Source organism: Meiothermus cerbereus (assembly GCF_051297115.1).
Taxonomy (GTDB): domain Bacteria; phylum Deinococcota; class Deinococci; order Deinococcales; family Thermaceae; genus Meiothermus; species Meiothermus cerbereus_A.
In genome coordinates this window covers 26,401-52,087 of the sequence record NZ_JBEVAL010000007.1, presented here as the reverse complement: position 1 = coordinate 52,087, position 25,687 = coordinate 26,401, and the positions used below count along the sequence as shown (strand labels likewise).

20 protein-coding genes and 1 tRNA gene are annotated in these 25,687 nt (G+C 59.0%); 11 read left to right on the top strand and 10 right to left on the bottom strand.

Translation table 11 applies throughout. From position 1 onward, the window contains the following. Positions 1 to 139: 139 nt before the first annotated feature. The 7 genes from ABWU19_RS02820 (at position 140) to ABWU19_RS02790 (ending at position 7,910) form a co-directional block, all read left to right on the top strand. A complete protein-coding gene (locus ABWU19_RS02820; RefSeq protein WP_435900256.1) occupies positions 140 to 1,018 on the top strand; it encodes an FAD binding domain-containing protein in 879 nt (292 codons plus the stop codon). 75 nt (positions 1,019 to 1,093) lie between these two features. Then, positions 1,094 to 1,582, top strand: a complete 489-nt coding sequence (locus tag ABWU19_RS02815) for a (2Fe-2S)-binding protein (RefSeq protein ID WP_435900255.1) — start codon at positions 1,094 to 1,096, stop codon at positions 1,580 to 1,582. 66 nt (positions 1,583 to 1,648) lie between these two features. Continuing rightward, positions 1,649 to 4,048, top strand: a complete 2,400-nt coding sequence (locus ABWU19_RS02810) for an aerobic carbon-monoxide dehydrogenase large subunit (RefSeq protein ID WP_435900254.1) — start codon at positions 1,649 to 1,651, stop codon at positions 4,046 to 4,048. A gap of 91 nt (positions 4,049 to 4,139) precedes the next feature. Next, positions 4,140 to 4,589, top strand: a complete 450-nt coding sequence (locus ABWU19_RS02805) for an SRPBCC family protein (protein WP_435900253.1) — start codon at positions 4,140 to 4,142, stop codon at positions 4,587 to 4,589. Positions 4,590 to 4,706: 117 nt separating this feature from the next. Next, the gene (locus tag ABWU19_RS02800) at positions 4,707 to 5,810 is read left to right on the top strand and encodes an XdhC family protein (protein WP_435900252.1); all 1,104 of its coding nucleotides are present in this window, start codon (positions 4,707 to 4,709) and stop codon (positions 5,808 to 5,810) included. After that, complete coding sequence (locus ABWU19_RS02795; RefSeq protein ID WP_435900251.1) at positions 5,807 to 6,703, top strand: AAA family ATPase; 897 nt, start codon at positions 5,807 to 5,809, stop codon at positions 6,701 to 6,703. The genes ABWU19_RS02800 and ABWU19_RS02795 overlap by 4 nt, the downstream gene beginning before the upstream one ends. 10 nt (positions 6,704 to 6,713) lie before the next feature. Then, entirely contained in the window at positions 6,714 to 7,910 is a 1,197-nt protein-coding gene (locus ABWU19_RS02790) for a vWA domain-containing protein (protein WP_435900250.1), read from the top strand. A 279-nt stretch (positions 7,911 to 8,189) separates the two neighbouring features. On the opposite strand, the gene ABWU19_RS02785 is transcribed toward ABWU19_RS02790, so the two are convergent. The 5 genes from ABWU19_RS02785 to ABWU19_RS02765 all read right to left on the bottom strand — a co-directional run bounded on the left by ABWU19_RS02785 (position 8,190) and on the right by ABWU19_RS02765 (position 11,832). After that, positions 8,190 to 9,779 (bottom strand): aldehyde dehydrogenase family protein, encoded by a 1,590-nt coding sequence (locus ABWU19_RS02785; RefSeq protein ID WP_435900249.1) that lies wholly within the window; start codon positions 9,777 to 9,779, stop codon positions 8,190 to 8,192. 3 nt (positions 9,780 to 9,782) lie between these two features. Next, positions 9,783 to 10,280 carry a pantetheine-phosphate adenylyltransferase gene (gene coaD / locus ABWU19_RS02780; protein ID WP_435900248.1) on the bottom strand — a complete coding sequence of 166 codons (498 nt, stop codon included), beginning with the start codon at positions 10,278 to 10,280 and terminating at the stop codon, positions 9,783 to 9,785. Positions 10,281 to 10,368: 88 nt separating this feature from the next. Continuing rightward, positions 10,369 to 10,908, bottom strand: coding sequence for an RsmD family RNA methyltransferase (locus ABWU19_RS02775; protein ID WP_435900247.1), 540 nt, complete (start codon positions 10,906 to 10,908; stop codon positions 10,369 to 10,371). A gap of 303 nt (positions 10,909 to 11,211) precedes the next feature. Beyond that, positions 11,212 to 11,586 (bottom strand): FxLYD domain-containing protein, encoded by a 375-nt coding sequence (locus ABWU19_RS02770; protein ID WP_435900246.1) that lies wholly within the window; start codon positions 11,584 to 11,586, stop codon positions 11,212 to 11,214. A gap of 169 nt (positions 11,587 to 11,755) precedes the next feature. Continuing rightward, positions 11,756 to 11,832 (bottom strand) — tRNA-Pro (locus tag ABWU19_RS02765). 255 nt (positions 11,833 to 12,087) lie between these two features. Here ABWU19_RS02765 and ABWU19_RS02760 point away from each other — a divergent pair. The 3 genes from ABWU19_RS02760 (at position 12,088) to sucD (ending at position 16,819) form a co-directional block, all read left to right on the top strand. Continuing rightward, a complete protein-coding gene (locus ABWU19_RS02760; protein ID WP_435900245.1) occupies positions 12,088 to 14,637 on the top strand; it encodes a G8 domain-containing protein in 2,550 nt (849 codons plus the stop codon). Positions 14,638 to 14,813: 176 nt separating this feature from the next. After that, positions 14,814 to 15,950: an ADP-forming succinate--CoA ligase subunit beta gene (gene sucC / locus ABWU19_RS02755; protein WP_435900244.1), complete on the top strand. Its 1,137-nt coding sequence runs from the start codon at positions 14,814 to 14,816 to the stop codon at positions 15,948 to 15,950. Further along, positions 15,947 to 16,819 carry a succinate--CoA ligase subunit alpha gene (gene sucD / locus ABWU19_RS02750; RefSeq protein WP_435900243.1) on the top strand — a complete coding sequence of 291 codons (873 nt, stop codon included), beginning with the start codon at positions 15,947 to 15,949 and terminating at the stop codon, positions 16,817 to 16,819. The genes sucC and sucD overlap by 4 nt, the downstream gene beginning before the upstream one ends. A 156-nt stretch (positions 16,820 to 16,975) precedes the next feature. Here the strand turns inward: sucD and ABWU19_RS02745 are convergent, their stop codons facing one another. The 5 genes from ABWU19_RS02745 to fsa all read right to left on the bottom strand — a co-directional run bounded on the left by ABWU19_RS02745 (position 16,976) and on the right by fsa (position 21,818). Further along, positions 16,976 to 17,629, bottom strand: coding sequence for a site-2 protease family protein (locus ABWU19_RS02745; RefSeq protein WP_435900242.1), 654 nt, complete (start codon positions 17,627 to 17,629; stop codon positions 16,976 to 16,978). Then, complete coding sequence (locus ABWU19_RS02740) at positions 17,630 to 18,256, bottom strand: site-2 protease family protein (protein ID WP_435900241.1); 627 nt, start codon at positions 18,254 to 18,256, stop codon at positions 17,630 to 17,632. A gap of 186 nt (positions 18,257 to 18,442) precedes the next feature. Further along, positions 18,443 to 19,651, bottom strand: a complete 1,209-nt coding sequence (locus ABWU19_RS02735) for a peptidoglycan DD-metalloendopeptidase family protein (protein WP_435900240.1) — start codon at positions 19,649 to 19,651, stop codon at positions 18,443 to 18,445. Between the two features lie 128 nt (positions 19,652 to 19,779). Further along, positions 19,780 to 21,057, bottom strand: coding sequence for a transcription termination factor Rho (gene rho / locus ABWU19_RS02730; protein ID WP_435900273.1), 1,278 nt, complete (start codon positions 21,055 to 21,057; stop codon positions 19,780 to 19,782). A 110-nt stretch (positions 21,058 to 21,167) separates the two neighbouring features. Further along, positions 21,168 to 21,818 carry a fructose-6-phosphate aldolase gene (gene fsa, locus ABWU19_RS02725; RefSeq protein WP_435900239.1) on the bottom strand — a complete coding sequence of 217 codons (651 nt, stop codon included), beginning with the start codon at positions 21,816 to 21,818 and terminating at the stop codon, positions 21,168 to 21,170. A gap of 535 nt (positions 21,819 to 22,353) precedes the next feature. Here fsa and ileS point away from each other — a divergent pair. Then, complete coding sequence (gene ileS / locus ABWU19_RS02720; RefSeq protein ID WP_435900238.1) at positions 22,354 to 25,635, top strand: isoleucine--tRNA ligase; 3,282 nt, start codon at positions 22,354 to 22,356, stop codon at positions 25,633 to 25,635. Positions 25,636 to 25,687 lie beyond the last annotated feature (52 nt).

Sequence of the window (25,687 nt, the reverse complement as noted above, 5' to 3'; positions counted from 1 at the left end):
AGATGCAGTAAAGCCTTTCTGTGCCCAGCCTGGTGGTAAAAACCAGAGCCTGATAAAAAATGTGAGTTTAAGCAGCTTCCGTTACCCGGTTCTGGCAATAGAGTTAAGCCTGCAAAAGCAAAAAAGGAGGCTGGACTGCATGATACCCGCGGCCTTTGAGTATAAACGCCCATTGTCCCTGGAAGAGGCCCTGAGCCACCTGGCCGAGCATGGCTTCGAGGCTCGGGTGCTGGCTGGAGGGCAGAGCCTTATCCCGGCCATGCGTTACCGCCTGGCCCAGCCCACCGTGCTGGTGGATATCAACAAGTTGCCCAACCTGGACTACCTGCAAGAGGAAGACGGGGTGCTGCGCATCGGGGCGCTGGTACGCGATACCGATGTGGAATTTAGTCGAGAAATACAGACCAGATACCACCTTATTGGCGACGTTTCCATGGTGGTCGCGGACCCCATCGTACGCTACCGCGGTACTGTGGTGGGCTCTCTCTGCCACAACGACCCCTCGGGCGACTGGGCTGCTGCGGCCATTGCAGCACGGGCGCAGATGGTAATCCAGGGCCAGGGTGGGGCACGAGTCGAATCGATAGACCAGTTTTTGGTAGATAGCTTCGCCACTTCAATTGGCGCGGGCGAGATGGCTGTGGAAGTGCGGTTTCCTGCCCCCAATGCGCTCACCTCCGGTGCGTACGAGAAAATAGAACGTAAGGTGGGTGATTACGCTACTGCCGCCGCCGCTGTGCAAATTGAACTTAACCCGGACGGCACCATCAAGGAAGCCGGAATCGGCATTACCGCAGTGGCCCATATGGCCTTGCGCGTCGAGGAGGGTGAGAAAATTTTACGAGGTCAGAAACCTTCGCTCGAGCTGATCCGGGCCGCTGCCGAGGAAGCCCGCAAAATTGCCGACCCCAATCCTGATGCACGCGGTTCTGCCGAGTACAAAAAGGACATGGCAAGGGTATTGGTGGGGCGGGGTCTGATTAAGGCTTTGAAGCGCTTGAATGTGGTAGTGGCCTGAATAGCTTCCAAAGGCTCGGGTAAGCAGTACCCGTCGCCAGGGGCCACCTTTTCACCTGCTTCTAGGAGCACAGCTATGGAAATCACACTGAAAATCAACGGTTCGGAGAAAAAACTAAATGTTGAGCCCCGCACCCTGCTGGTTCACGCCATCCGCGACGCCGGCCTGACCGGAACCCACGTGGGTTGCGATAGCTCGTCGTGCGGGGTTTGTACGGTGGTGCTCGACGGCAAAACCGCCGTGAAAAGCTGCACCATGTTTGCTGTCATGGCCGAGGGCCACGAGATTACCACCATCGAAGGCATGGCCCAGGGCGGCAAGCTCCACCCATTGCAGCAGGCCTTCCACGACCAGCACGGCCTGCAATGCGGCTACTGCACACCTGGCATGATCATGGCGGCCCATGTTTTGTTGCAACACAACCCCAACCCCACCGAGGAAGAGATTCGCTTTGGTCTTTCGGGCAACCTCTGCCGCTGCACGGGCTACCAGAACATCGTCAAGGCCGTTCAGCAGGCCGCCCAGATGTTGCAGCAACCCGCTGGTGCCGCAGCCGATGACTAGTCACCTGGTCAAAAGTTGCGATCAAGTTGATTTGGATTGGCTTTAACCCAACTGAAAGGAGCAGCCATGGCAGTTCAAACCCCCAACCTCGAGCCCAAGGGTATCCAAGGGCTCGGCAAGGCCATTAAGCGCAAAGAAGACGCCCGCTTCATTGTGGGTAAAGGCAACTACCTCGACGACATCAATCTTCCAGGTATGTTGCACATGGCCCTGGTTCATAGCCCCTACGCCCACGCCAGGATTCTCAACATCGACAGCAGCGAGGCCCTCAAAATTCCTGGGGTTAAGGCTGTCATCACCGCCAAAGACCTGGCTGCTGCGGGCCTTTCCTGGATCCCCACCCTGGCCGGCGACAAACAGATGGTACTGGCCGACGGCAAAGTGCTGTACCAGTACCAGGAGGTCGCGGCGGTGTTTGCCGAAACCCGCCAGGCTGCCGCCGATGGTGCAGCCGCGGTGCAGGTGGAGTATGAGCCCCTGCCCGTGGTGGTAGACCCCTACAAGGCCACCGAGCCCGGCGCGCCCGTGCTGCGGGAGGACATTAAGGGCCAGATGGCAGGCGCACACGGCCCCCGACGACACGACAACCACATCTGGAGTTGGGAAGTAGGCTCCAAGGACGAGACCGAAAAAGCCCTGGAGCAAGCCGAAGTCCGTATCAAGCAGCACATGGTCTACCCCCGCAGCCACCCGGCCCCCCTCGAGCCCTGCGGCTGCATTGGCGATATGAACAAGGCCACCGGGCGGCTGACAGTTTACATGACCACCCAGGCCCCCCACGCCATCCGTACGGTGCTCTCGCTGGTGACCAAAATTCCCGAGAACAACATTCGGGTCATCTCCCCCGATATTGGCGGTGGCTTTGGCAACAAGGTGCCGGTCTATCCAGGCTATGTGTGCGCCATTGTGGGCAGCATTGTGCTGGGAGCACCGGTCAAGTGGGTCGAGACCCGCACCGAAAACCTCACCACCACCGGCTTTGCCCGCGACTATCACATGGACATCGAGATAGGGGCCACCAAAGACGGCAAGGTCACGGCCATGAAGGTCTACACCCTGGCCGACCACGGAGCCTTCGACGCTGCCGCCGACCCGAGCAAGTACCCAGCCGGGTTGTTCTCAATCTGCACCGGCTCCTACGACTTCCAAAAGGCCTATGCCCAGGTCGAGGCGGTCTACACCAACAAAGCCCCTGGCGGGGTGGCCTACCGCTGTTCCTTCCGCGTAACCGAGGCCAGCTACCTGATCGAGCGCAGCATGGATGTGCTGGCCCACGAGCTCAAGCTGGATCCCGCGGAATTGCGTCTGAAGAACTTCATCCAGCCCCACCAATTCCCCTATCCTTCGGCCCTGGGCTGGACCTACGACTCTGGCGACTACGAGAAAACCCTAAAGGTTGCGCTCGAGAAAATCGGCTATTACGAGTTGCGCAAGGAGCAGGCCGAGAAGCGGGCCAGGGGCGAGCTGATGGGCATCGGCATCTCCACCTTTACCGAGATTGTGGGGGCCGGGCCCAGCAAGGACTTCGACATCCTGGGCATCAAGATGTTTGACGGAGCCGAAATTCGCGTACATCCCACAGGCGCTGCCATCGTGCGGGCGGGCACCCGCCACCAGGGCCAGGGCCACGAGACCACCTGGGCCCAGATTGTCTCGGAAGAGCTTGGCCTGGACGTGGACAAGATTATCGTGGAGGAGGGCGATACCGACACCGCCCCCTACGGTCTGGGCACCTACGCCAGCCGCTCCACCCCCACCGCCGGCGGGGCGATGGCCCTGGGCGCCCGGCGTATCCGCGAGAAGGCCCGCAAGATTGCCGCGCACCTTCTGGAAGTTGGCGAAAACGATGTGGAGTGGGTGGATAAGAAGTTCCAGGTAAAGGGCGTACCAAGCAAGAGCGTGACCATGAACGAGGTGGCCTTCGCGGCCTACACCAACCTGCCGCCTGGACTGGAGCCTGGCCTCGAGACCACCTACTACTACGACCCCCCCAACCTGACCTTCCCCCACGGGGCCTACATCTGCGTGGTGGACATCGACAAGGGCACCGGCGAGGTCAAGGTGCGGCGTTTTGTGGCCATCGACGACTGTGGCACCATCATCAACCCCATGATTGTGGAGGGACAGGTGCACGGCGGCCTGGCCGAAGGCTTTGCCATAGCCTTTATGCAGGAGATCGCATTTGATGAACAGGGCAACCACCTGGCCTCCAATTTCACCGACTACCTGCTGCCCACTGCGCTCGAGACCCCCAGGTGGGAAACCGGCCATACCGTAACCCCCAGCCCCCACCATCCCATCGGGGCCAAAGGGGTGGGCGAGTCCCCCACGGTAGGCAGCCCGGCTGCTTTCGTGAACGCGGTGGTGGATGCCCTGGCCCACCTGGGCGTGCGCCACATTGATATGCCCATTACCCGCGAAAAGGTCTGGAAGGTATTGCGACAGGCTGGAGTGGATTCGTTCTAGCAGAGGCCAATAGCCCATAGCTGATGGCTCATAGCGAACTGCATGGCTTTCTCTATCAGCCATCGGCTATAAGCTATTTGCGAGGTTGAATATGAAGCTCGAGTACAGCGGACAAGAGAAGGTACAGACCAGCCCGGAAAAAGTGTGGAGCTTTATCCAAGACCCACAAAAAGTGGCCTCCTGTCTTCCCGACCTCAGGTCGGTGGAGATTAAAGACAGCAAAAACATGGTGGCTACAGTTGGCGTAGCAGTGGGCCCCGTGCGGGGTTCGTTCAAGTTGAATATCGAACTCGACCCCCACCCAGAGGAAAACAAGGTCATGGTGCGCATTCGTGGGGGCGGCCTTGGGAGTGCAGTGGATCTAACTGCAAGCGCCGATATCGTCGGCCAGGAAGACCAGACCACTTTGCTGAACTGGCAAGGCCTGGCCACCGTCAGTGGCCCCGCAGCTACCGTGGGGGGACGGGTGCTGGACGCCCAGGCCAAAAGGCTTATCGAGGCGGTCTTCGCCAATATGGGCCAAAAGATGAGCGAAGCCTAGCGGCCTCCAGAAGCGCTGCGGCCCCAAGAGCAAGGGGTCAGAAATTCCGGCCAGGCCTCTACCTTTGTGACCAACTGATGATTTTCCGGAGCCATCTGGCCTTAGCATGAACGGTAAATGGACATCTTCAGTAAAATTGCCGAACTGCGGCACAAGGGCGAGTCCTTTGCGCTGGCAACGGTGGTTTCGCGGCAGGCGCCGGTTTCCTCACACCTGGGCGACAAAGCCATTATCTTCGAAGACGGGCGCTTTGAAGGGTATGTGGGGGGAGCCTGCTCCCGTGAGATAGTGCGCAAGCAGGCGCTGGAGGTACTGCACCTGGGCAAGCCGCGCCTGGTCAAAATTACCCCCGAGGCTGCTGCTAAGGTGGTGCTCGAGCAGGCCGACGAGGTGGTGATCCCCATGACCTGCGCCAGCGAAGGGGCGGTGGAGGTCTACATCGAACCCTTGATCGCCAGGTCGAGCTTGCTGGTGGTGGGTGGCTCGCAAATTGCCCTTTCCACGGCGCAAATTGCTGCCCGCATGAACTATACCGTTACGCTGGCCTGCGATCAGCCCGAGCTGGCCGGGGTGAACCTCGAGTCCGAAATTCAGGTGCTGAACTGGCGCGAGCTGGGGCAGTGGCTCGAGGTTCAGAGCCCCACAAAAACCAGCATCGTAATTGCCTCACAGGGACACTACGACGAAGATGCCCTGGTGCTCATCGCCAAGCACATGCCCAACCCGGCCTACCTGGGGCTGGTGGCCAGCCGTAAGCGCGGGGCCGCCGTGCTGGACAACCTGGAAATCTTGGGGGTTCCCAGAACCACCCTCCCCCGGCTCAAATACCCTGCCGGGCTCGACCTGGGGGGGCGCGGACGCGACGAAGTGGCAGTCGCGATTCTAGCCGAAATCGTCCTGCTCAAAAACCGCCCGCAAGAATCCAGCGTAGAAGCATCAAGCCCGCCCAGGGCCCCCTCGAGCCCAGATCAACCTCGTTCTACACAGCCCGGCGACCTCTTGATCAAACAGGTGGAATCCATTGCGGCCCAAATTCCAGCCGCCAAGCCACCCTCGAGCCTCCCCGCCGGTACGGCCATAGACCCTACCAGCGGCGAAGTGGTTGAAATTGCCAGGGCCGTGAGCGCTGAGTACCTGGGCCAGACCTACTACTTTAGCTGCCCCAACTGCCGCGCCAAGTTCCTCAAGAACCCCGAAAAGTACCTGAGGGGCACCGCATGAGCCAGGCTGAAGTGAACCCGCTGCTCACAAGCGTCGAGGGCATCCAGGCTGTTTTGCGTGAGCATAGCTACATTGCCGACCTGCCCATGGCCACAGCCCTGCGGCTGGTCATGGCCCTGCGCAAGCCCCTGTTGGTTGAAGGCCCCGCCGGCGTGGGCAAAACCCAGGTGGCCAAAACCCTGGCCGAGGTGCTGGGAACCAACCTGATCCGGCTGCAGTGCTACGAGGGCCTCGATACCGCCCAGGCCCTGTACGAGTGGAATTATCCCAAACAGATGCTGCACATTCGCCTGACCGAAAATACCGGTATTGGCGTAGCCGAGCGCGAAGCACAGATTTTCAGTGAGGCTTATCTGCTGCGGCGTCCGCTGCTCGAGGCCATCTCGCAGGACAGGCCGCCGGTGCTGCTCATTGACGAGATAGACCGCACCGACGAGGAGTTCGAGGCTTTTTTGCTCGAGCTCTTGGCCGAGTTCCAGGTCACCATTCCCGAGCTGGGCACCCTCAAGGCCCGCCACCGGCCCTATGTGATTCTAACCTCCAACCGCAGCCGCGAGTTGTCGGATGCCCTCAGACGGCGCTGCTTGTACCTGTGGCAAAACTACCCCAGCTTCGAAAGGGAGGTCGAAATCATCCGCACCAGGCTACCAGGCATCAACGAGCGGCTGGCCCAAAAAATTGCAGCCGTGGTGGCCCACCTGCGCGAACTACCCCTGAACAAAGCCCCCGGCGTGGCCGAGAGCCTGGACTGGGCCGAGGCGCTGGTCTCGCTACACAAAGAGTCGCTCGATATCGGTGTCCTCGAGCAGACCTGGGGTGTGATTATCAAAGACAAAGACGACCTGGCCCTGGTAGAAAGCCACAAAGCCCGCCTCGCCGAACTGGTCGCTTGAGCCCATGTCATTGAGCGATTTTCCACATGGCAGCCTGCTGGAGAACCTGGTGGCCTTCAGCGAGCACCTGCGCCACACCGCCCAGCGGTTCAACCTCGGGCCACAGGAAGTCCAGGACAGCCTGCTTGCGCTCGAGGCCGTTCATCTGGGCAACCTGCAGGAGGTTCGACAGGCCCTCAAGCTGGTGATGTGCAGCAACCTCGAGCAAGAGCGGGTCTTCGACGATTTATTCTTTCAGTTTTTCCTGCAGAGCCGCCAACGATCCTCAACCAGCAACATTCAATCAGCACCCCCCGGTGCCCAGGAAGAAGCCCAGGAGAAAACCCAGGTGGCCCAATCCAACCCCTCGGAATCCTCAAACAGCCAGGAAGACCAGGGGAACAAAGGCCTTGTGCGACCAGACCACGACATTAAGGCCGACTGGGCGCTGCCCCTGCTCAAAGCCATGTTCAGCCGAACCGCGGGCGCCGAGGCGCAGGAGGTGGAAATACCCCAGGAAGACCTCGAGGCCATGCTGCAAGCTGCAACCCAGATGGTCAACCAGGTGCGGCTGGGGCGAAGCCGAGGCTGGGTACTGGCCAGCAAAGGGCTGCGGTTTCACCTCAGACGCACCCTGCGCAAAGCCCTGCACACCGGCGGCGACCCCATCTATCCCGCCTGGCAGCAACACCCCAAACGCCAGCCCCGCTTCTTGTTCGTGCTGGACGGCAGCCGCTCGATGCAAGACTACACCGACCGCCTGTTGCAGTTTGCCCTGGCCTTGCGAATGCGCTGCAACCGGGTCGAGGTTTTTGTGTTCTCCACTCAGCTTCAGCGTGTAACCCGACAACTCGAAAAAGCTAAAGCCCTTCCCGTGCGTCCCAGACTCAGTCGGCTGGGCCAGGCTTGGGGTGGCGGAACCAGCATTGGTGAAAACTTGTTACAGCTCGAGCGGCAGTACAGCGGACTGATCCGAGGCGACAGTGTGGTAATTGTCGCCAGCGATGGACTCGACACCGGAGCAACAGAAATCCTGGATTTGGCCCTGCGCAAAATTTACCAGCGCAGCGCCGCCCTAATCTGGCTAAACCCTCTGCTCAACAGCAAAGACTACGACCCCAGGGCCAACTGCATGAAGACCGCCCTCCCCTACCTCGACCGATTCTGCTCTGCCCAAAATCCCGAAGAGTTCGCCCGGCTCACGCATCGGCTCAAAATGCGAAAATAGCTCAGAATGCTTCTCCGAGTGGCAAAAAAGAGCCTCACCCGTTGGTGAAAAACCGCTTTATCGCACTCTTCACAGACGTTGCCTCCCATCCGGGAGGCAACTGTGCTGTGCAGGACAAAGCAATAAAGTCGTGAGCAGCTCAATATTTGTGAAGAGCGCTCTATGCCAAGTTTGGGTGAACCGTCACATGAAAAGTGAGGGTTCACTCCGAGCGAAGGGGATGGTCTTCGGTCGGGGTAGCCAGCCTCCCGATGGGAGACCATCTACCCAACCTTGGTTTTACTCCAAAATCTGGGCCCAACTGGTGGGCGCACGGGGCCTGGTGTAGTCGGTGTCCATCTGGGCTAGTTGCAGCTTGCCCGAATACTCTTCGTTCACGGCCTGCCAGTAGGTGTATTCCTCGATTACCCAGATGCCGCTTTCGCGCGCCCCATTGCCACTGCCCCGAATACCCCCAAAAGGCAGGTGGGCCTCGGCCCCCACGGTGGAGTTGTTGATGCTGGTCATGCCGGCTTTGATCTCGTTCTTGAAGCGGTAGGCCCAGTCGCGGCGGTTGGTGTACACCGCGCTCGAGAGGCCATAGGGGTGGGCGTTGGCCGCCTGGATGGCCTCGTCTATGCCGTCCACCCGCACCAGGTTGATGGTTGGGCCAAAAATCTCCTGCTCAAACTGCTTCATGCCAGGCCGGGCCTCCCAGACTGTGGGCCAGCCGAACAAGCCCGCCTCCGGGTCGCCCTTGAAGTGGGGGTAAGGGTTGGCGGCGGTAATACGGGCTTTGCCAAACAGCAGGTTGGCGCCCTCGGTCTGGCCCCAGGTGTAGTGCTCAATCCAGCGCTCGTACAGGCGGGCGTTGATAAAAGGCCCGTAGTTTACCTCGGGGTACTGGATCGGGTTGCCCACCACGGTAGACTCGGTCTTTTCCAGGAAGCGCTTTTTGAACTCATCGTAGATGGGGGCATCCACGATGATGTTGCCCGCGCTGGTGCAGCGCTGGCCTCCGGTTGCAAAAGCGCTCCACCAGGCCCCCTCCACCGCCAGATCCAGGTCGCTGTCGCGCAACACCACCAGGGGGTTTTTGCCACCAAGCTCGAGGGTCGGGCGCAGCAGGTTGCGGCCCGCCACCTCGCCAATCCAGCGCCCCACCGCGGTGCTTCCGGTGAAGGCGAATTTGTTCAGCAGCCCCTCGTCCATGAGTTCTACCAGCCACTGGCCGGAGGAGTCCTTGCCCTCACCAAACACCACATTGATGACCCCAGGGGGTAGTCCAGCCTCTTCAAAGAGCTTGACCAGCACATACGAGAGCGCCGGGGAGTCGTCGGAAGGCTTCCACACCACCGTATTGCCGGTCAGTATGGCCGGTATCAGTTTCCAGGAGGGCACCGCAATGGGAAAATTGCCCGCCGTAATCATCCCCACCACCCCGATGGGGCGGCGGAAGGTAAAGAGTTCCTTGTTCTTCATCTCGCTGGGCACGGTCTGGCCGTAAAGACGGCGCCCTTCCGAGGCGAAGAAGATGGCGGTGTCGATGGCCTCTTGCACGTCCCCACCGGCCTCTTTGAAGGTCTTGCCCACCTCGCGCACCATCAGCCGCACCAGAGTTTCTTTCTCGCGGGCCAAGACCCCGGCCAGGTTCATCAGCACTGCTCCGCGCACCGGCGCAGGGGTACGCGACCACTCCTGGAAGGCTTTTTGGGCGGTGAGGGCCGCTTTTCGCAGGGTTTCTTTGGAGGCTTCAGGGAAGCGGGCAATCAGGTCGGCGCGGTCGGCGGGGTTATGGCGCTCGAGCACCCGACCTTCAAAAACCTCTTCCTCTCCTATCAGATGGCCTATTTCCAAGGCTTTGCCGTATTTGCTCTGGTATGTTTTCATACTTTACTTCTCCACGGAGCTGAGCTTTTCCCTAAGGGCCTCCAAGGTAGCGGTAGGCACCAGTTTAGACACGTCGCCCCCGTAGCGGGCGATCTCTTTAACCATGGTGGAAGAGACAAACGACCAGCGGGTGGCCGCCATTATAAAGAATGTTTCGGGGTGGTTGCCGTACTGGCGGTTGAGGTGGGCCATTTGCAGCTCGCTCTCATAGTCGGATACCGCGCGCAGTCCCTTGACTATTACCCTCGAGTTAACCTGCTTCATGTAATCGGCCAGTAAACCACTGAAGGTATCTACCTCCACGTTGGAGAGCCGGGCCGAGGCCACGGCCCGCCGTATTATTTCGACCCGCTCGATGGGCGTAAAGAGCCATACCCCCCGCTTGGAGGGGTTCTCGAGCACCGCCACCGTCACTTTGGCAAAGTGCTTCGAGGCCCGCTGGATTACGTCAAAATGCCCGTTGTGCAAAGGGTCGAAACTGCCTGGGTAAACCACGTGCATAGCGCCTCGCTTTCGGCACGTATCTTCACATAGCACAGCACCCCTGGTCAAACGCTCCAATCTTCAGGGATTCTTACCGAAAATCGCCCTATTGCGGTTGGGCTTGAACCGCCTCTGCCTCGATTATGGTAAGGCAGTTGTAGCCATACTCCCGGCGCTCTCCCGTCGGTAAGTAAAGCTCGGTAGGGTGCTGCAAGATGTACAGGCCCCCAGATTCGACCACCTGGGCCTCGAGCAAACGCTCAAAATCCTGCAACAGGTCATGGGGGTAAGGAGGGGCCATAAAGGCTACCGTAAAGCGCAGACCCTGCCGTTTGGCTTCCAGCAAATAGCGCTCTACCGGCATCCCTTCAATCTTGACCTTCAGGCGGGCTTTGCTGGCGTTTTCACGCAAAAACTGAATCGCCTGGCGGTCTTTTTCCACCAGGGTGGTTTCAAATCCCTCCGAGGCCGCCTCGAGCCCCACCGCACCACTGCCCGCATACAAATCCAGGAAGCGACCCCGACGGGGATAGCGAAAGCGCAAAAAGTCGAACAGGGCCTTGCGCAGCCGCACCGGGCTGGGCCGCGCCGATTCCGGTACCTTTAAGGCCACCCCTCTGGCCGTTCCACCCAAAATTCGCAGCATCACTACACCTTTGCTGCTACTGCCCAGGCACCCAGGTCGGGACTTGCACATTGTCCGGGCTGCGAAAGCAAATCTGCCATCCCCCCATTTGCGTCAAGCGTAAAGCTCCGCTCGGTTACCCAAAGCTTGTACACCGTACCCTGCGCCTGAGCCAATCCAAAAAACCAGAAGATTCCCAGCAAAATGACATCTAATCTCATACGGCTAATGCTACCAAAGCCGGGCTGCCCTGTGCTTTTGTAAATGGGTTGTGTTGGAACCAACCCACCCAACAAAACACAGGCTTTCTTGTTATCACCAGGCTTAGCGGGGGTTGGGCACCAGGGTTGCAATTTGAATAACCTTTGGATTGCGAAACCACAGTTCGCAACGGCTAACTGTATCGAAGTTTGTACGAATCCGCAGCTCAAAACGGGCCGACTCCCCCGGAAGCAGGTTGCGGTCCTGCAAGGGCGCTGAATTGGTTGCCATGCGCAGTCCCGGCCCAATAATCCGGGCATTCACCCGCAGGTCCTGTAAAGGCCTCGAGCTGATGTTTCGCACCGTACCCTGAATCAGGACCCCGCGAGGAAATGCCAGGCAACTCCAGGAAAGAACCCTCAAGCGGTACGGGCTCGACTGTGCAACAGCCATCCCGCTGATGATGAGGGCCACGACAAGAACAAGAAAACGCTTCATGGCTCAACTGTGGTGTGTGTAGATGCCGAAACAGCGACATCGCCGGTATGGTATCTGTGCCTCCAGGGCACCAGTTTACCCCTTCCCGAGTTTCGCCAAACGTTATTTGAATCGGGTGAGAGCTTTGACCTTCAGGCCCGAGATAAAAGAACAAACAGCACAGATTGGTTGGTCGAGGAGACTGGATTCGAACCAGCGACCCCCTGCTCCCGAAGCAGGTGCGCTACCAGGCTGCGCTACTCCTCGGCACCAGCGAGTATTGAGTATAGAGCGGACGCGAAGCTTTGTCTAGGCCGCGCGGGGGCCGTTTGGCAAACAAGCCGCATGCCTTGGTCGGGTTGGTCCAAGCAGGCCTTTGGGGGCCACTTTAGCACTTGATAAAGCAAACCTTAATGCAAGGTCTAGGAATTAAGAGTTACCTCGAGCGTATCCTAAAAGTTAGCTGTGTAAAGGCCCTTGCGGCTGGGGTCTTTCTGCACAACACTATTTAGAGGAGTCTGGATGAAGCGTTGGCTGGGTCTGCTGTTTATCGCTTTTTTGGCGGCTTGTAACACGGATGGCACGGGTGCGCCCTCGTCCAACTGCACCAACCCCAGCCGCAGCGGGCTCTGGTCCGATCCAAACACCTGGCCCGGCGGGCAAAAGCCAAAGGCCGGAGAAGTAGCGGTCATCCCCTGTGGCGTCGCTGTTGAGCTCGACGAAAACGCAGCAGTCAGGGGACTGACCATCAACGGCGTACTGCGCTTTGCCAATAAGGACCTCGAGCTTCGCGCAGACTGGATCATGGTGCATGGCAGGCTCGAGGTCGGTACCCCCGAGCGCCCCTTCCGCCACCGCGCCACCATCACCCTAACCGGCAACAACCCCAGCGAAGACCAGATGGGCATGGGCACCAAGGTGCTGGGGGTCATGGGGGGCATCCTGGAGCTGCATGGCGAACCCCGCAAAGCCTGGACCAGGCTGGCTCAGACCGCAACCCGTGGGGCCAGTCAGATTACCGTGCTGGATGCGCGCGACTGGCGCGTGGGCGACCGCATCGTGCTGGCCTCCACCGACTACAACCCCGAACAGGCCGAGGTGCGTACCATCACAGCAATTTCCGGCAACACCCTCAGCTTGGATCAACCGCTCAGGTACCCTCACTTCGGCGAGATTACCTTTGGGGTAGACCAGCGGGGTGAGGTCGGGTTACTTTCCCGCAACATCCTGATTCGCGGGGATGACTCCTCGAGCAGTTCTGGCTTCGGGGGCCACATCATGGCCATGATGGGAAGCACCATGCGGGTTTCTGGGGTAGAGTTGTACCGCATGGGGCAGCGCAACCAGCTGGCCCGCTACCCCATCCACTGGCACCTTGTGGGCAGGGCTCGAGGGCAGTACATCAAGCATTCCTCCATCCACGATTCCTTCAACCGCTGCGTCACCGTACACGGTACAAACGAGGTCGAGGTGGTCGGCAACGTGGCCTACAACGCCCTGGGCCACTGCTATTTCCTCGAGGACGGCGCCGAAAGCAAAAACCTTATCGAAGGCAACCTGGGTATTCTGACCCGCCGTCCCGACAAGAACAAAGGTGAACTTGGGGTAATCCCCACCGATCAAACCCCAGCCACCTTCTGGATTAGCCACCCCGACAATATCGTGCGCAACAACGTGGCTGCCGGCTCTCACCATACGGGCTTCTGGTACGCCCTGCCCGAACACCCCACCGGCCCATCGGCCACCGCCGCCATCTGGCCCCGTCGTACCCCCCTGGGCGAGTTTTCCGGAAACGTAGCCCATTCCAACTGGGACGGCCTGATGGTGGACCGGGGCCCCAACAAGGACACCCTGGAAGCGGAGCCCTCCGCTTACAACCCCCGCAGCAACCCCGCCAACAGCAGCAACGACAACACCCAAAACCCGCCCGTAATAGCTGAGTTCAAAAACTTCACGGCCTACAAAAACCGCGGCAACGCCGCCTGGTTCCGCGGCATCAACCACAAAATGACCGGGGCAAAACTGGCCGATAATGCCATTGGGGTAACCTTTGCTTCATCAGCAAGTACGCTCGAGGACGCACTTATCGTCGGCGATAGCGAGAATAAGGGCTACCCCGAAGCCTGGGAGTTCCGCGGGGTAGATGGCCGCAGCCTGCCAAGACCCTGGGCCGCGAGCAATGGGGGCCCGATTCAAGACAGCTTCCCGATCCGCGGATTTGAGTTCTACGATGGCAAGATTGGCTTTCGCAACGTGCAGTTTGTCAACTTTCAGCCTCTGCAAATCCAGAATGCCCAAGGCGGACAAAGCGAAACCCGCGAGGCCGGGGCCATGAGCTACCTGCGCTTTACCGCTTTTTCCATTGACAGCCGGAACTTTGCCGAGGGTGCCCGCTTTTCCAACGCCAAGCCGGTATACCTGCCGCCCCGACCCGAACCCACACCCGAAGAAATTAGTAAAGACGAGAACGCCGATGGCTACCGCGGCAGCGTTTTTGTGGACCTCGACGGCTCAGTCAGCGGCAAACCCGGCCACGCCATTGTGCTCAACAACCCCTTCCTGCTCGATGCCAACTGCGAAACAAAACCAGACTGGAACGCCGCTGTGTGCAATTATAGCTACGGTCGGCTATACATCATCAACCAAAGCGGAGGCAACATCGCCCCGGTCTCGCTAATCCGGCAGGACAGCAGCAACCCGGTCTTTCGCATGTGGGGCTCACCCAAAGACGGCGATAACACCCGCTTTGGAGCCACCGTCATCAAGGGCCGTAGCTATACCCTGGGTGTGACGGGAAGCATGCCCAGCAAACTCAAGCTGCATTTTGATAATGGCCTGCCTGGAGACCGCATCATCTTAGCCATGCCCTACAGCGGGGCACCCTTCATCTACCGCGACTCCTGGATTGACAACCGCAACAAACTAACACCTGCTACTTCTCGAGCCGATTTCGACAGTAGCGCTGGGAATAAGTACTACAGCGAAGGCGGCACGCTATGGGTCAAACTGGTGGTTCAGCCAGGGCGAGACTGGGCAGTGCTGGACATCTGTCGCAACGATTTATGTAAATAAGCAACAGGCACAATCTATTGAGCTGGTGGAACTTTTGCCCTGGGTAGGCTGCCCTGGAACGGTATGGCCCAGGCAAGGGATGGGATTATCCGTCCTGGTAAAAGAACATATAATGGCGTGCGGCAGCTTAATGCGGCTGTTTGGTTGGCAAAAAAGCCACATCTACGGAGGCAAGCGTGAATCTACACGAGTATCAGGCTAAAGACATCCTCGCCAAATACGGCATACCGGTTCCCCCAGGCAAAGTCGCCTTTACCGCCGATGAAGCCAAGCAAATCGCCAGCGAGTATGGCGACCTGGTTGTCATCAAAGCCCAGGTCCACACAGGTGGGCGGGGCAAAGCGGGTGGTGTAAAGCTAGCCCGCAGCCCCGAAGAGGCCCGTGAAAAGGCCGCGCAAATACTGGGCCTCAACATCAAGGGTTTTATCACCAAAAAGGTGCTGGTAGCCAAAGGCCTGAATATCGCCCAGGAGTACTACGCGGGCATGATTCTGGATCGGGTGAGCCAGCGGGTGGTGCTCATGCTCTCCAAAGAAGGGGGTATGGACATCGAAGAGGTGGCGGCCACCCGGCCTGACGCCCTCATCAAGTATCCTATCGACCCCCATAAGGGGCTGCGCCCCTTTGAGGCACGCGAGCTGGTCAAGCGTGCGGGCATGGAAGGCAACCTCAACAAGCTGGCCGATGTGCTGGTCAAGCTGTACCAGGCCTATGTGGGTATCGATGCTTCCACCGCCGAGATTAACCCGCTGGTCATCACCGATACCGGCGAGGTAGTAGCAGCCGACGCGAAAATTGTATTGGACGACAACGCCCTGTATCGCCACCCCGAACTGACCCCGTTGCGCGAGTTTGAGGCCGAGCATCCCCTCGAGGTTGAGGCATCGAACTACGGCTTTAGCTACGTCAAGCTCGACGGCAACATTGGCGTAATTGGCAACGGCGCCGGGCTGGTCATGTACACCCTCGACCTGGTTCAGCGCTGCGGCGGCAAGGCCGCCAACTTCCTGGACATCGGAGGTGGCGCCAAGGCCGATGTGGTGTACAACGCCCTCAAGGTGGTGCTAAAAGACCCGGATGTAAAGGGCATTTTTATCAACATCTTTGGCGGTATCACCCGGGCCGACGAAGTCGCCAAAGGGGTCATCCGTGCGCTTGATGAAGGCATCCTGAGCAAGCCGGTGGCCATGCGGGTTGCTGGTACCGCCGAGGAAGAAGCCAAGGCCCTTTTGCAGGGTCGTCCAGTTTATATGTACCCCACCTCGACAGAAGCCGCCAAAGCCATTATTTCGATGACGGGAGGGACAAAGTGAGCATTCTGGTTAACAAAAACACCCAGGTCATCGTTCAGGGCATTACTGGACGTGAAGGGGCCTTCCACACCGAGGCCATGATGAAAGCCGGCACCAAAGTGGTCGCTGGCGTAACCCCCGGCAAAGGGGGCCAGACCGTGCTGGGCGTGCCGGTCTACGATACCGTCAAGGAAGCCGTTGGCCACCACCGCGTTGATGCTTCCATCATTTTCGTGCCCGCTCCAGCCGCTGCCGATGCGGCCCTCGAGGCCGCCCACGCCGGGGTGCCCCTGGTGGTGCTGATTACCGAAGGCGTTCCAACCATGGATATGGTAAAGGCTGTGGCCGAAATCAAAGCGATGGGCAACGTCCGCCTGATTGGCGGCAATTGCCCTGGCCTGATCACCCCAGAAGAGTGCAAGCTGGGCATTATGCCCGCCAGCGTATTCAAGAAGGGTCGTGTGGGGCTCATTTCACGCTCAGGAACAGTAACCTACGAAACCGCCAAAGCGCTTTCCGATGCAGGCTATGGCATCTCGACCTGTATTGGTATAGGTGGTGACCCCATCATCGGTAGCACATTCAAAGACCTGTTGCCCCTGTTCAACGAAGACCCCGAAACCCACGCCGTGGTGCTTTGCGGTGAGATTGGCGGCTCAGACGAAGAAGATGCCGCTGCCTACGTTAAAGAGCACATGGACAAACCAGTAGTGGGCTTTATCGGTGGACGTAGCGCCCCCAAGGGCAAAAAGATGGGCCACGCCGGCGCCATCATCATGGGCAATGTGGGCACGCCGGAGAGCAAGCTGGCAGCCTTTGCCGCTGCTGGCATACCCGTGGCCGACACCATAGACGAAATAGTGGAGCTCGTGCGGGCCAAACTGGGCTAGAGCACTCTTCATAATTATTGAGCCGCTCACAACTCGAATTGCTGTGTTCTGCACAGCACAGTTGCCTCCCGGATGGGAGGCAACGTCTGTAAAGAGTGCGGTACGCCCCATTGGCACTGGCCTTGCTTTCGCGTAAGGCTTTGGGTGGGGTTCACATCACAGGCCAAAACCATCAAAAAACCGTGTTCGCACCAGGCTAAGAAAACTGCTTAATGGTTGCCGAAGCACAGTAAGCAGCAACAGCATGGCTACTATCGCATAGGTGGGGTTCGCTTCCAGGCGCCAAATATAAGGATGCCAGCGTAAAGGCAGGAAGCTCTGCACAATTTTAGAGCCATCCAGGGGTGGAATGGGCAGTAAATTGAAAACCGCCAGGGTCAGGTTGATGCTAGCAGCCACAGCTGCTGCTTGGGCCAGTACCAACACAAAGCCACTGGGGTTTTCCAAATAGCCCGAAGCAAGCATCCAGCGCAATACTAAGGCAAGTGCGGTAGCAATCAGCAGATTGATTACGATACCGGCTATCGAGACTAAAAAAAGCCCCAGGCGGTAGTAGCGGAAGTTGGGCGGGTAAATGGGCACCGGCCTGGCCCAGCCAAAGCCCACCAGTAAGATCATGGCTGAACCAATAAGGTCAAGATGTTTGAAAGGATTGAGCGTTACCCGGCCCTGCTCTTTGGCAGTCGAATCACCCATCCAAAGCGCAGTAATCGCATGGCCCCATTCATGCAAGGCCAGCGACAGCAGCAAAATCGCTACTACCAGCCCAAAAGCCAGTGGGTCGCTTTGCAAAAGCGGCAGAAGACCCATTTACAATCCCATTGCGGCAAACAGGCTGTTTAGTAAACCACTCAGACCCGCGCGAATGGCTGGCAAAATCCCGCTCAGGTTCAGAACCAGGAAGATTACTATGAAACCCACAAAGCCATAGCTCTGAAGCTGATCCATAAAGCGCCGTGCCTCGGGGCTGCCAATTGCGTACACCACCCGCGCGCCGTCCAGCGGTGGCACGGGAAACAAGAACACCGCCGCGTGGCTAATCATCAAAGAACCAGCAACCTGCAAGCCCAGTGCGATACTCGAGGTGGCCGGACCCAGGTTGTCCAAAATCCTACCCAAAAGTATGTAGAAAAAAGCAGCCACAAAAAAGCCCAGCGGCCCCATCAAGGCAGTCTGGGCCCCCTTTGCTCCAAAAAGGCGCCAGGGAACCAGGCGTGGAAACCCAAAGCCTATTAGGGCCAGGAAAATCAGGCCCAGGCCATCGAGGTGCACCTTGGGCTCTACGGTCAAAAAACCATAGCGTCTGGGGTCACCATCCTTGTAGCGATCCGCTAGATAGGCTTGAAACAGGTTGTGTACAACCAGACCAAAAGCGGCTGCAGCAAATGCAACCAGATAGGCCAGGGGGTCGTTACCAAGAAGCTCGAAGAAAAACATGACGCTATTAGTTTACGGTTTTCTCACCGATTCGGTTATAGGCCATCGCTTTGCCTTATACGAACCCGGCTCTGGGTGTTCTTGCTAAAGGCCGGAAGCCCATCTAGCCACTTTTCGCGCCAGGCTGGCCGGGAAAAACAAGCGCATATTCAAGCCAAAGACAGCGCTGAAGCCACCCGGCGAGCGTTAAGGCAGATAAGCCATTGGGTTGCGCACGGCGCCCCCCACCCGCACCTCGAAGTGCAGGTGCGGGCCTGTGCTCCAGCCTGTCGAGCCCACATAGCCGATTAGCTCACCCCTGTCCACCCACTGCCCAGGACGAACCGCAATGCGTGACATGTGGGCGTAGAGGGTCTCCTGAGCCCCACCATGGTCTATTACCACGTGCAGGCCATAGCCGTAGCGGCTCCAGCCGGCGGTGTCCACCTGCCCTGCCCTGGCCGCATAAATTGGGGTACCCACAGGGGCCGCCAAATCGATGCCGGTGTGAAACCGCTGAAACACCCCCCGGCGCCCAAAGTGGGTGGTAATGGTAAAGTTCGACATCGGCCAGCGGTATCCGGCTGCCGCAACCACGGCATTGGCTCGGCGCAGGCGGGGCTGGCTTTGTGCCTGCTGCTGCAAACGAGCACGGGACTGCTGTTGCAAGCGGCGCTGCTCGGCCAGCCGCTGCCGGCGGGCCTCTTCCTGCTTGCGCCGTTCCTCGGCCAGGCGGCGGGCTTCTTCTTCGCGGGCTTTGCGTTCAGCCTCCTGGATTTGCAACAGGCGCTGGTAGGTGGTTTTAGCCTGCACCCCAGGCAAAAGAACCAGATCGCCGGCCCGCACATCGGTGGGTGAATCCAGCCCATTGGCCTTGGCCACTTCGGCAACCGAAAGGCCAAAGCGCTGGGCCAGATCCTGAATGGTTTCTCCACGTTTGAGCCGAAGCAGCAAGCCAGGCTCGGCAGTCGGGATATACAGGGTGGAGCCTACCTCGAGCCGATCCAGGCTTCGCAGGCCGGGATTGGCCGAAACCAGCCCCAGCATGGTCAGGTCGAAGCGCCTGGCAACCGACTGCACAGTATCGCCCCGGCGCACGACATAGGTGCGCACTCCAGGGGGCAGCCGGCTTTCGTCGCTGGACTCTTCGACCAGGGGGATTCGGAGCACCTGCCCGGGGCGCAGCGCAGCACCCTCGAGGCCACTGCTGTACATGATGGCCCTGGCATCTACCCGGTATCGGCTGGCAATCTGACTCAGGGTGTCGCCTGGACGTACGGTGTAGATCACCCAGCCTTTACGTGCAGGCGTGTCTACTTCTATTTCGGTTCCAGGCAGGTTGAGTTGGGCCATTCCCAGCGGGAAACCAAGCACCCCCGTCGCCAGCACACTGCTCAAGAGTTCGCTTATTGCCAAAGTCAACCTCCAAAACTGCGCTTCACTATAAAGGAGTTACCAGTAAGCAGCAGCTCCTTTGGCAGAACTTCAGGTTGACTATCCAAAAACGCAACCCGAGTTCCCCATGACTTCCGGGGGAAGTATACCTACTTTCCCCCCAATGTTGCAAGGAACTCTTTGTTGGTCTTGGTGCGGGATAAGCGCGCAAGCAGCATCTCCATGGCCTCGGCAGGATCCATATCGGCCAGGACTTTGCGCAACAACCACATTTTCTGAATCACCTCTTCGCCCAGCAGCAGCTCTTCCCGTCGAGTCCCCGACTTCAGGATGTCAATGGCCGGGAAGATACGGCGCTCCTCCAGACGGCGCGAGAGGTGGAGTTCCATGTTGCCGGTGCCTTTGAACTCTTCAAAAATCACGTCATCCATGCGGCTACCGGTTTCGACCAGGGCCGTAGCCAGGATGGTCAGCGAACCCCCGCCCCGGATGTTGCGGGCCGCACCCAAAAAGCGCTTGGGGAAGTGCAGGGCCGCCGAGTCCAGGCCACCCGATAGGGTACGCCCGGTAGGGGGGGTCACCAGGTTGTTGGCCCGGGCCAGGCGAGTAATCGAATCCAGCAAAATGAGCACGTGCCCACCCTCTTCCACAATCCGGCGGCTGCGCTCGTGGACAAACTCGGCCACCCGAATGTGGTTATGTGGCGGCTCGTCAAAGGTGGAGGCAATCACCTCGGCCCCTTCCACCGATTCACGGAAGTCGGTGACCTCTTCGGGTCGCTCGTCAATAAGAAGCACGATGACCTTGATGTCCGGCTCGTTTCTGAGCACGGCTCGAGCCACTTTCTTCAGCAGGGTGGTCTTACCGGCCTTGGGCGGCGCTACAATCAGTCCACGCTGCCCCCGACCAATGGGGGCCAGCAGGTCGATGACACGGTTGGAGGACTCCTCCCCGGTGGTCTCGAGGATTATCTGTCGGTCGGGAAACTGCGGAATCAGGTCGTCGAACTTCGGACGCTTGGCGGCCGCCTCGGGGTCGAGGTTGTTGACGGCTTCTACCTTCAAAAGCGTGCCGTAACGCTCGTTTTCACGGGCTACCCGGGCTTTGCCTACCACGTAGTCACCGGTGCGGAGCTGGTACTGCTTGATCAGGCCAGCCGAAACAATCGCGGTGCGGGAGTCCATGCTGTAGAGGTCTTCCTGCAAAAAGCCATAGCCATCCTGGCTAATCTCCAGGTACCCCTTGGCAATGACCAGGCCTTCTTCGGTGGCTTCCTGAGAGAGCAAGAGCATCACCAGCTCGTCCTTGGAAAGCTTCTTGTAGTTGGGAATGCCCGCCTCAGCAGCCAGCAGGTGCAGCTCCGGTAGGATGCGGCTGGAAAGCTCCTGGTAGCTCAGGGGCATTTTGCTTTCAACCTTGCGGCGGATTTTCTTGCCGGTACGGGTCACGGTAACCTGGGTCTCGGCGTTGGGGTCTGTTGTGCTTGATTTGGCCATTTCTGTTGCTCCGATATGGATTTATGGTTGCTGCCGATTGCTCAGACCTTGGGGTTGGCTTTGGCCCAGTCTTCCAGGAAAGCCTTCAGCCCAGCGTCGGTCAGGGGGTGTTTGATCAGCTGTTGAAAAACCTTGGCGGGCATGGTGGCGATGTCGGCCCCGAGCATGGCCGCCTGGGTTACATGCCGGGGGTGACGAATAGAAGCCGCCAGAATCCGGGTACTGAGGTTTTGCACCTGGAACAGCTCGGCAATCTCGCGAATCAAATCCATACCTTCCCAGGAGATGTCGTCTATGCGGCCCAGGAAAGGTGAAACACACCAGGCCCCGGCCTTGGCGCACAAAAGGGCCTGATTGGCCGAGAAAACCAGGGTCATGTTGATGCGAACACCTTCGCTGGAGAGGATTTTGCAAGCCTTGAGGCCATCGATGGTGGTGGGCAGCTTAACCACCACGTGTTCGTCAATAGCCGCCAGGCGGCGTCCCTCAGCCACCATATCGGCCGCAGTGGTCGAAACCACCTCGGCGGAGACCGGGCCCTGCACAATTTGGCAGATTTCCTTGATGGTGGGCTCGAGCGGACGTCCCGAGCGGGCAACTAAAGAGGGGTTAGTGGTAACTCCCGCCAGCACGCCCCAGGCCGCTATTTCTTTGATTTCAGCTATTTCAGCAGTATCCAGGTATAGATCCATGGCGAAACTCCTTCCCGCGACTGGTCACATTTGTACGGATTTTCCAGGCGAGTATATCGCCGACTAGCGATGAGAAACAAGAGATTGGTTGTTGACGCGGGGTTAGCAGCTTGCTACCATTCAGGTTAGCCGGTTGCCAGCAGTGGAATATAACACAGGCTTCAACCGGTGTAAAGGGCTGGGGACAGGTAGGCTTTCAAAGACCATCCAGCGAGCCTGGGAGGGTGCGAGCCAGGCGGCAACCTGAAAGCTGAGGATCACCCCAGGCGTTTTGGGAAGAAAGAGCCTGCGGGCTTTAGTAGACCCCAACGGGTGCGCCCGAAACAGCGTTCTTGAGTGCCTGAAATGGCCGAGCGCAAAAAGCTTTAGGCCCCTCACCTCAAAGCTTCTAGCCACTGGCTCATTTCAGGAAGTGCGGTGGTAACGCGGGAAACCTCGAGCCGAGCTTCTCGTCCGCACCTGAGGAACCTAGGGTCACGGGTCGGGCGTTTTTATTTTTTGCCCACCCCCTGGCTGCCTCAGAAAGGAACCGATTATGGTGGAGGAAAAAAAGCCATTTCAAGAGGTAACCGAGACCAATTTTCCCAAGCTGGAAGAGGCTGTGTTGGCTTTTTGGCGAGAAAACCAAATTTTTGCCAAATCGGATCGCAAAGCTGCACCCAGGGGGGAGTTTGTCTTCTACGAAGGCCCCCCAACCGCTAACGGCAAGCCGGCCATGCACCACGTACTGGCCCGCAGCTTTAAGGACATCTTTCCGCGCTACAAAACCATGCAGGGCTACCACGTCACCCGCAAGGGAGGCTGGGATACCCACGGCCTGCCGGTAGAGATTGCCGTGGAGAAAAAACTGGGTGTGCTGGGGCGCAAAACCCTGAACAGCCAAGAAATTGCCGAGTTCACCAAACAGTGCCGCGAGTGGGTTTTTGCCAACATCGAGGACTGGAACTACTTTACCGAGCGCATGGGCATGTGGGTAGACCTCGAGAACGCCTATGTGACCTACCACAACAGCTACATCGAGTCGGTCTGGAATCTTTTGAAGCGCATGTGGGACAAGGGCATGCTGGTACAGGACTACAAGGTGGTACCACTTTCGCCCCGCATCTCCACCACCCTCTCGCAGAACGAAATCGCCGATGGGTATAGGGAAGTGGATGACCCCAGCGTGTATGTGCGTTTTCCTTTGAAGCTTGAGACCACCCCTCAGGCCGTGCGGGAAAAGCTCCAGGCCCAGGGGGTGCGGCTGGAGGATCTGGAGGGCCTGGCCATTCTGGTCTGGACGACCACCCCCTGGACGCTGCCCTCCAACACCATGGCCGCAGTGAACCCCCAGATGGACTACGCCGTGGTTAAGTCGCCTTCGGTGGGCCATCTGATTTTTGCCAGTGAGGCCTTAGAGCGGCTGGAAGAGCTGCATAAGGAGGAGCTCGAGGTGGTCGCACACCTCAAGGGCTCTGATATGGAGTGGTGGGAGTACACCCCTCCCTTCCCCGAGGTATGCGTGGAGCTGGGGGTGGTGCAGCAGCAAGGGGAAAAGCGCCCCGATGGCAAACCGGTGATGCACTTTGTGGCCCTGGCCGACTTTGTCAGTGCTGAGGACGGCTCGGGTGTGGCCCACGAGGCTCCGGTCTACGGTGCAGAAGACCTCGAGCTGGCCCGCCAGTACAGTACCCCGCTGCTCTTTGGCACCAACGAATACGGCCTCATGCAGGTAACCGACGAGCGCGGCAAGTTCTTCAAGGATGCCGATAAGGGCCTCATTCGCATCATGAAAGAGCGGGGGGTCATGTACCACGCGGGACAGGTTCGCCACCGCTACCCCTTCCACGACCGCACCGGCGACCCCATCTTGTACTTTGCCAAGCCCAGCTGGTACATCAAAACCTCCAATTTTCGCCAGGCCCTGTACGAAAACAACGAAAAAATCAACTGGATTCCCGAACACATCAAGTACGGGCGCTTCGGCAACTGGCTCAAAGATAACGTCGACTGGGCCATCAGCCGGGAGCGGTACTGGGGTACCCCGTTGCCTTTTTGGGTCGCGGAGGACGGCTCAGAGTACATCTGCGTGGGCAGCGTACAGGAGCTTTCCGAGCTGGTGGGCCGTGACTTAAGCGACCTCGACCTGCACCGGCCCTACGTGGACGAAATTACCTTTGTTAAAAACGGTAAAACCTTCCGCCGGGTACCGGAGGTGCTCGACGTCTGGTTCGACTCAGGGGCCATGCCTTATGCCCAATGGCACCTGATGGTAGACCAGGAAGGCAAGCCGTTGCCGGGTTTCGAGAAAAACTTTGAGCTGTGGCGCAAGCACTTCCCTGCCGATTACATCTGTGAGGCCATCGACCAGACCCGCGGCTGGTTCTATTCGCTGCACGCCATCTCTACCTTGCTGTACAACCAGCCCTGCTTCAAAAACGTGATCTGCTTAGGGCACCTGGTTGACGAAAAAGGCCACAAGATGTCCAAAAGCAAGGGCAACGTGGTCGAGCCACTGCCCATGTTCGATAAGTACGGAGCCGATGCGGTGCGCTGGTATTTGTTCACCGGCTCCGAGCCGGGCGAGCAGAAGCGCTTCTCGGAGCGGCTGGTACAGGAGGCTCAGCGGGGCTTTTTGGGCACCTTGTGGAATGTGTATGGCTTTTTCGTGCTGTACGCCAACCTGGACAAGCCCAACCTGAACCAGCGGCCCCCCGTACAGGATCGCCCGGAAATGGATCGGTGGCTGGTAGCCCGCAAGCAGCAGCTCATCGAGCAGGTTACCTCTGCCCTGGAGGCCTACGACGCCCGGGGTGCCGGGAAGGCCCTCGAGCAGTTCGTGGAGGAGCTATCCAACTGGTATGTGCGGCGCAACCGTCGGCGCTTCTGGAAAAACGAGAACCCCACCGACCGCGAATCGGCCTATGCCACCCTCTGGGAAGCCCTGGTAGCGGTCATCCAGCTTGCCGCACCGTTTACCCCCTTCATTGCCGAGGCCCTGTGGCAAAATCTGGTGCGCTCCGTCCAACCCGAGGCTGCCGAGTCGGTGCACCTCTCGGACTGGCCGCAGGCCGACCCCAGCCTGGTTGATCAGGCCCTTCTTACCCAGATGGGGGCTGTGGTCAAGGTGGTCGGTCTGGCCCGCAGCGCCAGGGCCATCAGCAGTGTCAAAACCCGCATTCCCCTACCCAGGGTGCTGGTAACAGCCCCCAGCGAGGCCGAGCTGGCCGGTTTACGCCACTTCGCCGATGAAATTGCCGATGAGCTTAACGTAAAGCAGGTCGAGGTACTGGGCCTGGGCGAAGAGCTGCTCACCTACCGGGTTCTGCCCAACCTGCCGGTGCTGGGCAAGAAGTACGGTAAGCGGGTTCCTGCCATCCGGGCGGCCCTGGCTGAGCTGGACAGCCAGATGGTGGCCCAAACCCTCAAGGCCGGGCGGGAACTTAGCCTGGAAATTGACGGCGAACGCATCGTGCTGGAACCCCAGGAGGTGCTGCTCGAGGCCCTTTCGCCCGAAGGTTTTGCAGCCCAGGAAGATGGGGGTTACATGGCCGCGCTCGAGGTTCGGCTCGAGGAGGAGCTTTTGCTCGAGGGGCTTAGCCGTGACCTGATTCGGCTGGTGCAGCAAGCCCGTAAAGAGATGGGCCTGAATGTCTCAGATCGCATTCGCCTGACCTACATGGCCGATGGAAAGTATGCCCTTTCGCTAACAAAGTTTGGCAGAAGGCTCCAGGAAGAAACCCTGGCCCTCTCGCTGGAGCAGGGCGAGCCTGTAGGCTTCATTACCGAACTTTCCGATGAAGAAGGCTTTGTCAAGTTTGGCCTGAGCAAAGCCTAGACAGGCCCTCATCCCAGCACAACGTTTTGTGTTGTGCTGGGCTTTGCCCTGA

Bases quoted from the DNA above. Each gene is read 5' to 3' on its own strand.
- ABWU19_RS02820 (WP_435900256.1), top strand. From the start codon at position 140: ATGATACCCGCGGCCTTTGAGTATAAACGCCCATTGTCCCTGGAAGAG.
- ABWU19_RS02815 (WP_435900255.1), top strand. From the start codon at position 1,094: ATGGAAATCACACTGAAAATCAACGGTTCGGAGAAAAAACTAAATGTT.
- ABWU19_RS02810 (WP_435900254.1), top strand. From the start codon at position 1,649: ATGGCAGTTCAAACCCCCAACCTCGAGCCCAAGGGTATCCAAGGGCTC.
- ABWU19_RS02805 (WP_435900253.1), top strand. From the start codon at position 4,140: ATGAAGCTCGAGTACAGCGGACAAGAGAAGGTACAGACCAGCCCGGAA.
- ABWU19_RS02800 (WP_435900252.1), top strand. From the start codon at position 4,707: ATGGACATCTTCAGTAAAATTGCCGAACTGCGGCACAAGGGCGAGTCC.
- ABWU19_RS02795 (WP_435900251.1), top strand. From the start codon at position 5,807: ATGAGCCAGGCTGAAGTGAACCCGCTGCTCACAAGCGTCGAGGGCATC.
- ABWU19_RS02785 (WP_435900249.1), bottom strand. From the start codon at position 9,779: ATGAAAACATACCAGAGCAAATACGGCAAAGCCTTGGAAATAGGCCAT.
- coaD (WP_435900248.1), bottom strand. From the start codon at position 10,280: ATGCACGTGGTTTACCCAGGCAGTTTCGACCCTTTGCACAACGGGCAT.
- ABWU19_RS02775 (WP_435900247.1), bottom strand. From the start codon at position 10,908: ATGCTGCGAATTTTGGGTGGAACGGCCAGAGGGGTGGCCTTAAAGGTA.
- ABWU19_RS02770 (WP_435900246.1), bottom strand. From the start codon at position 11,586: ATGAAGCGTTTTCTTGTTCTTGTCGTGGCCCTCATCATCAGCGGGATG.
- ABWU19_RS02760 (WP_435900245.1), top strand. From the start codon at position 12,088: ATGAAGCGTTGGCTGGGTCTGCTGTTTATCGCTTTTTTGGCGGCTTGT.
- ABWU19_RS02745 (WP_435900242.1), bottom strand. From the start codon at position 17,629: ATGGGTCTTCTGCCGCTTTTGCAAAGCGACCCACTGGCTTTTGGGCTG.
- ABWU19_RS02740 (WP_435900241.1), bottom strand. From the start codon at position 18,256: ATGTTTTTCTTCGAGCTTCTTGGTAACGACCCCCTGGCCTATCTGGTT.
- fsa (WP_435900239.1), bottom strand. From the start codon at position 21,818: ATGGATCTATACCTGGATACTGCTGAAATAGCTGAAATCAAAGAAATA.
- ileS (WP_435900238.1), top strand. From the start codon at position 22,354: ATGGTGGAGGAAAAAAAGCCATTTCAAGAGGTAACCGAGACCAATTTT.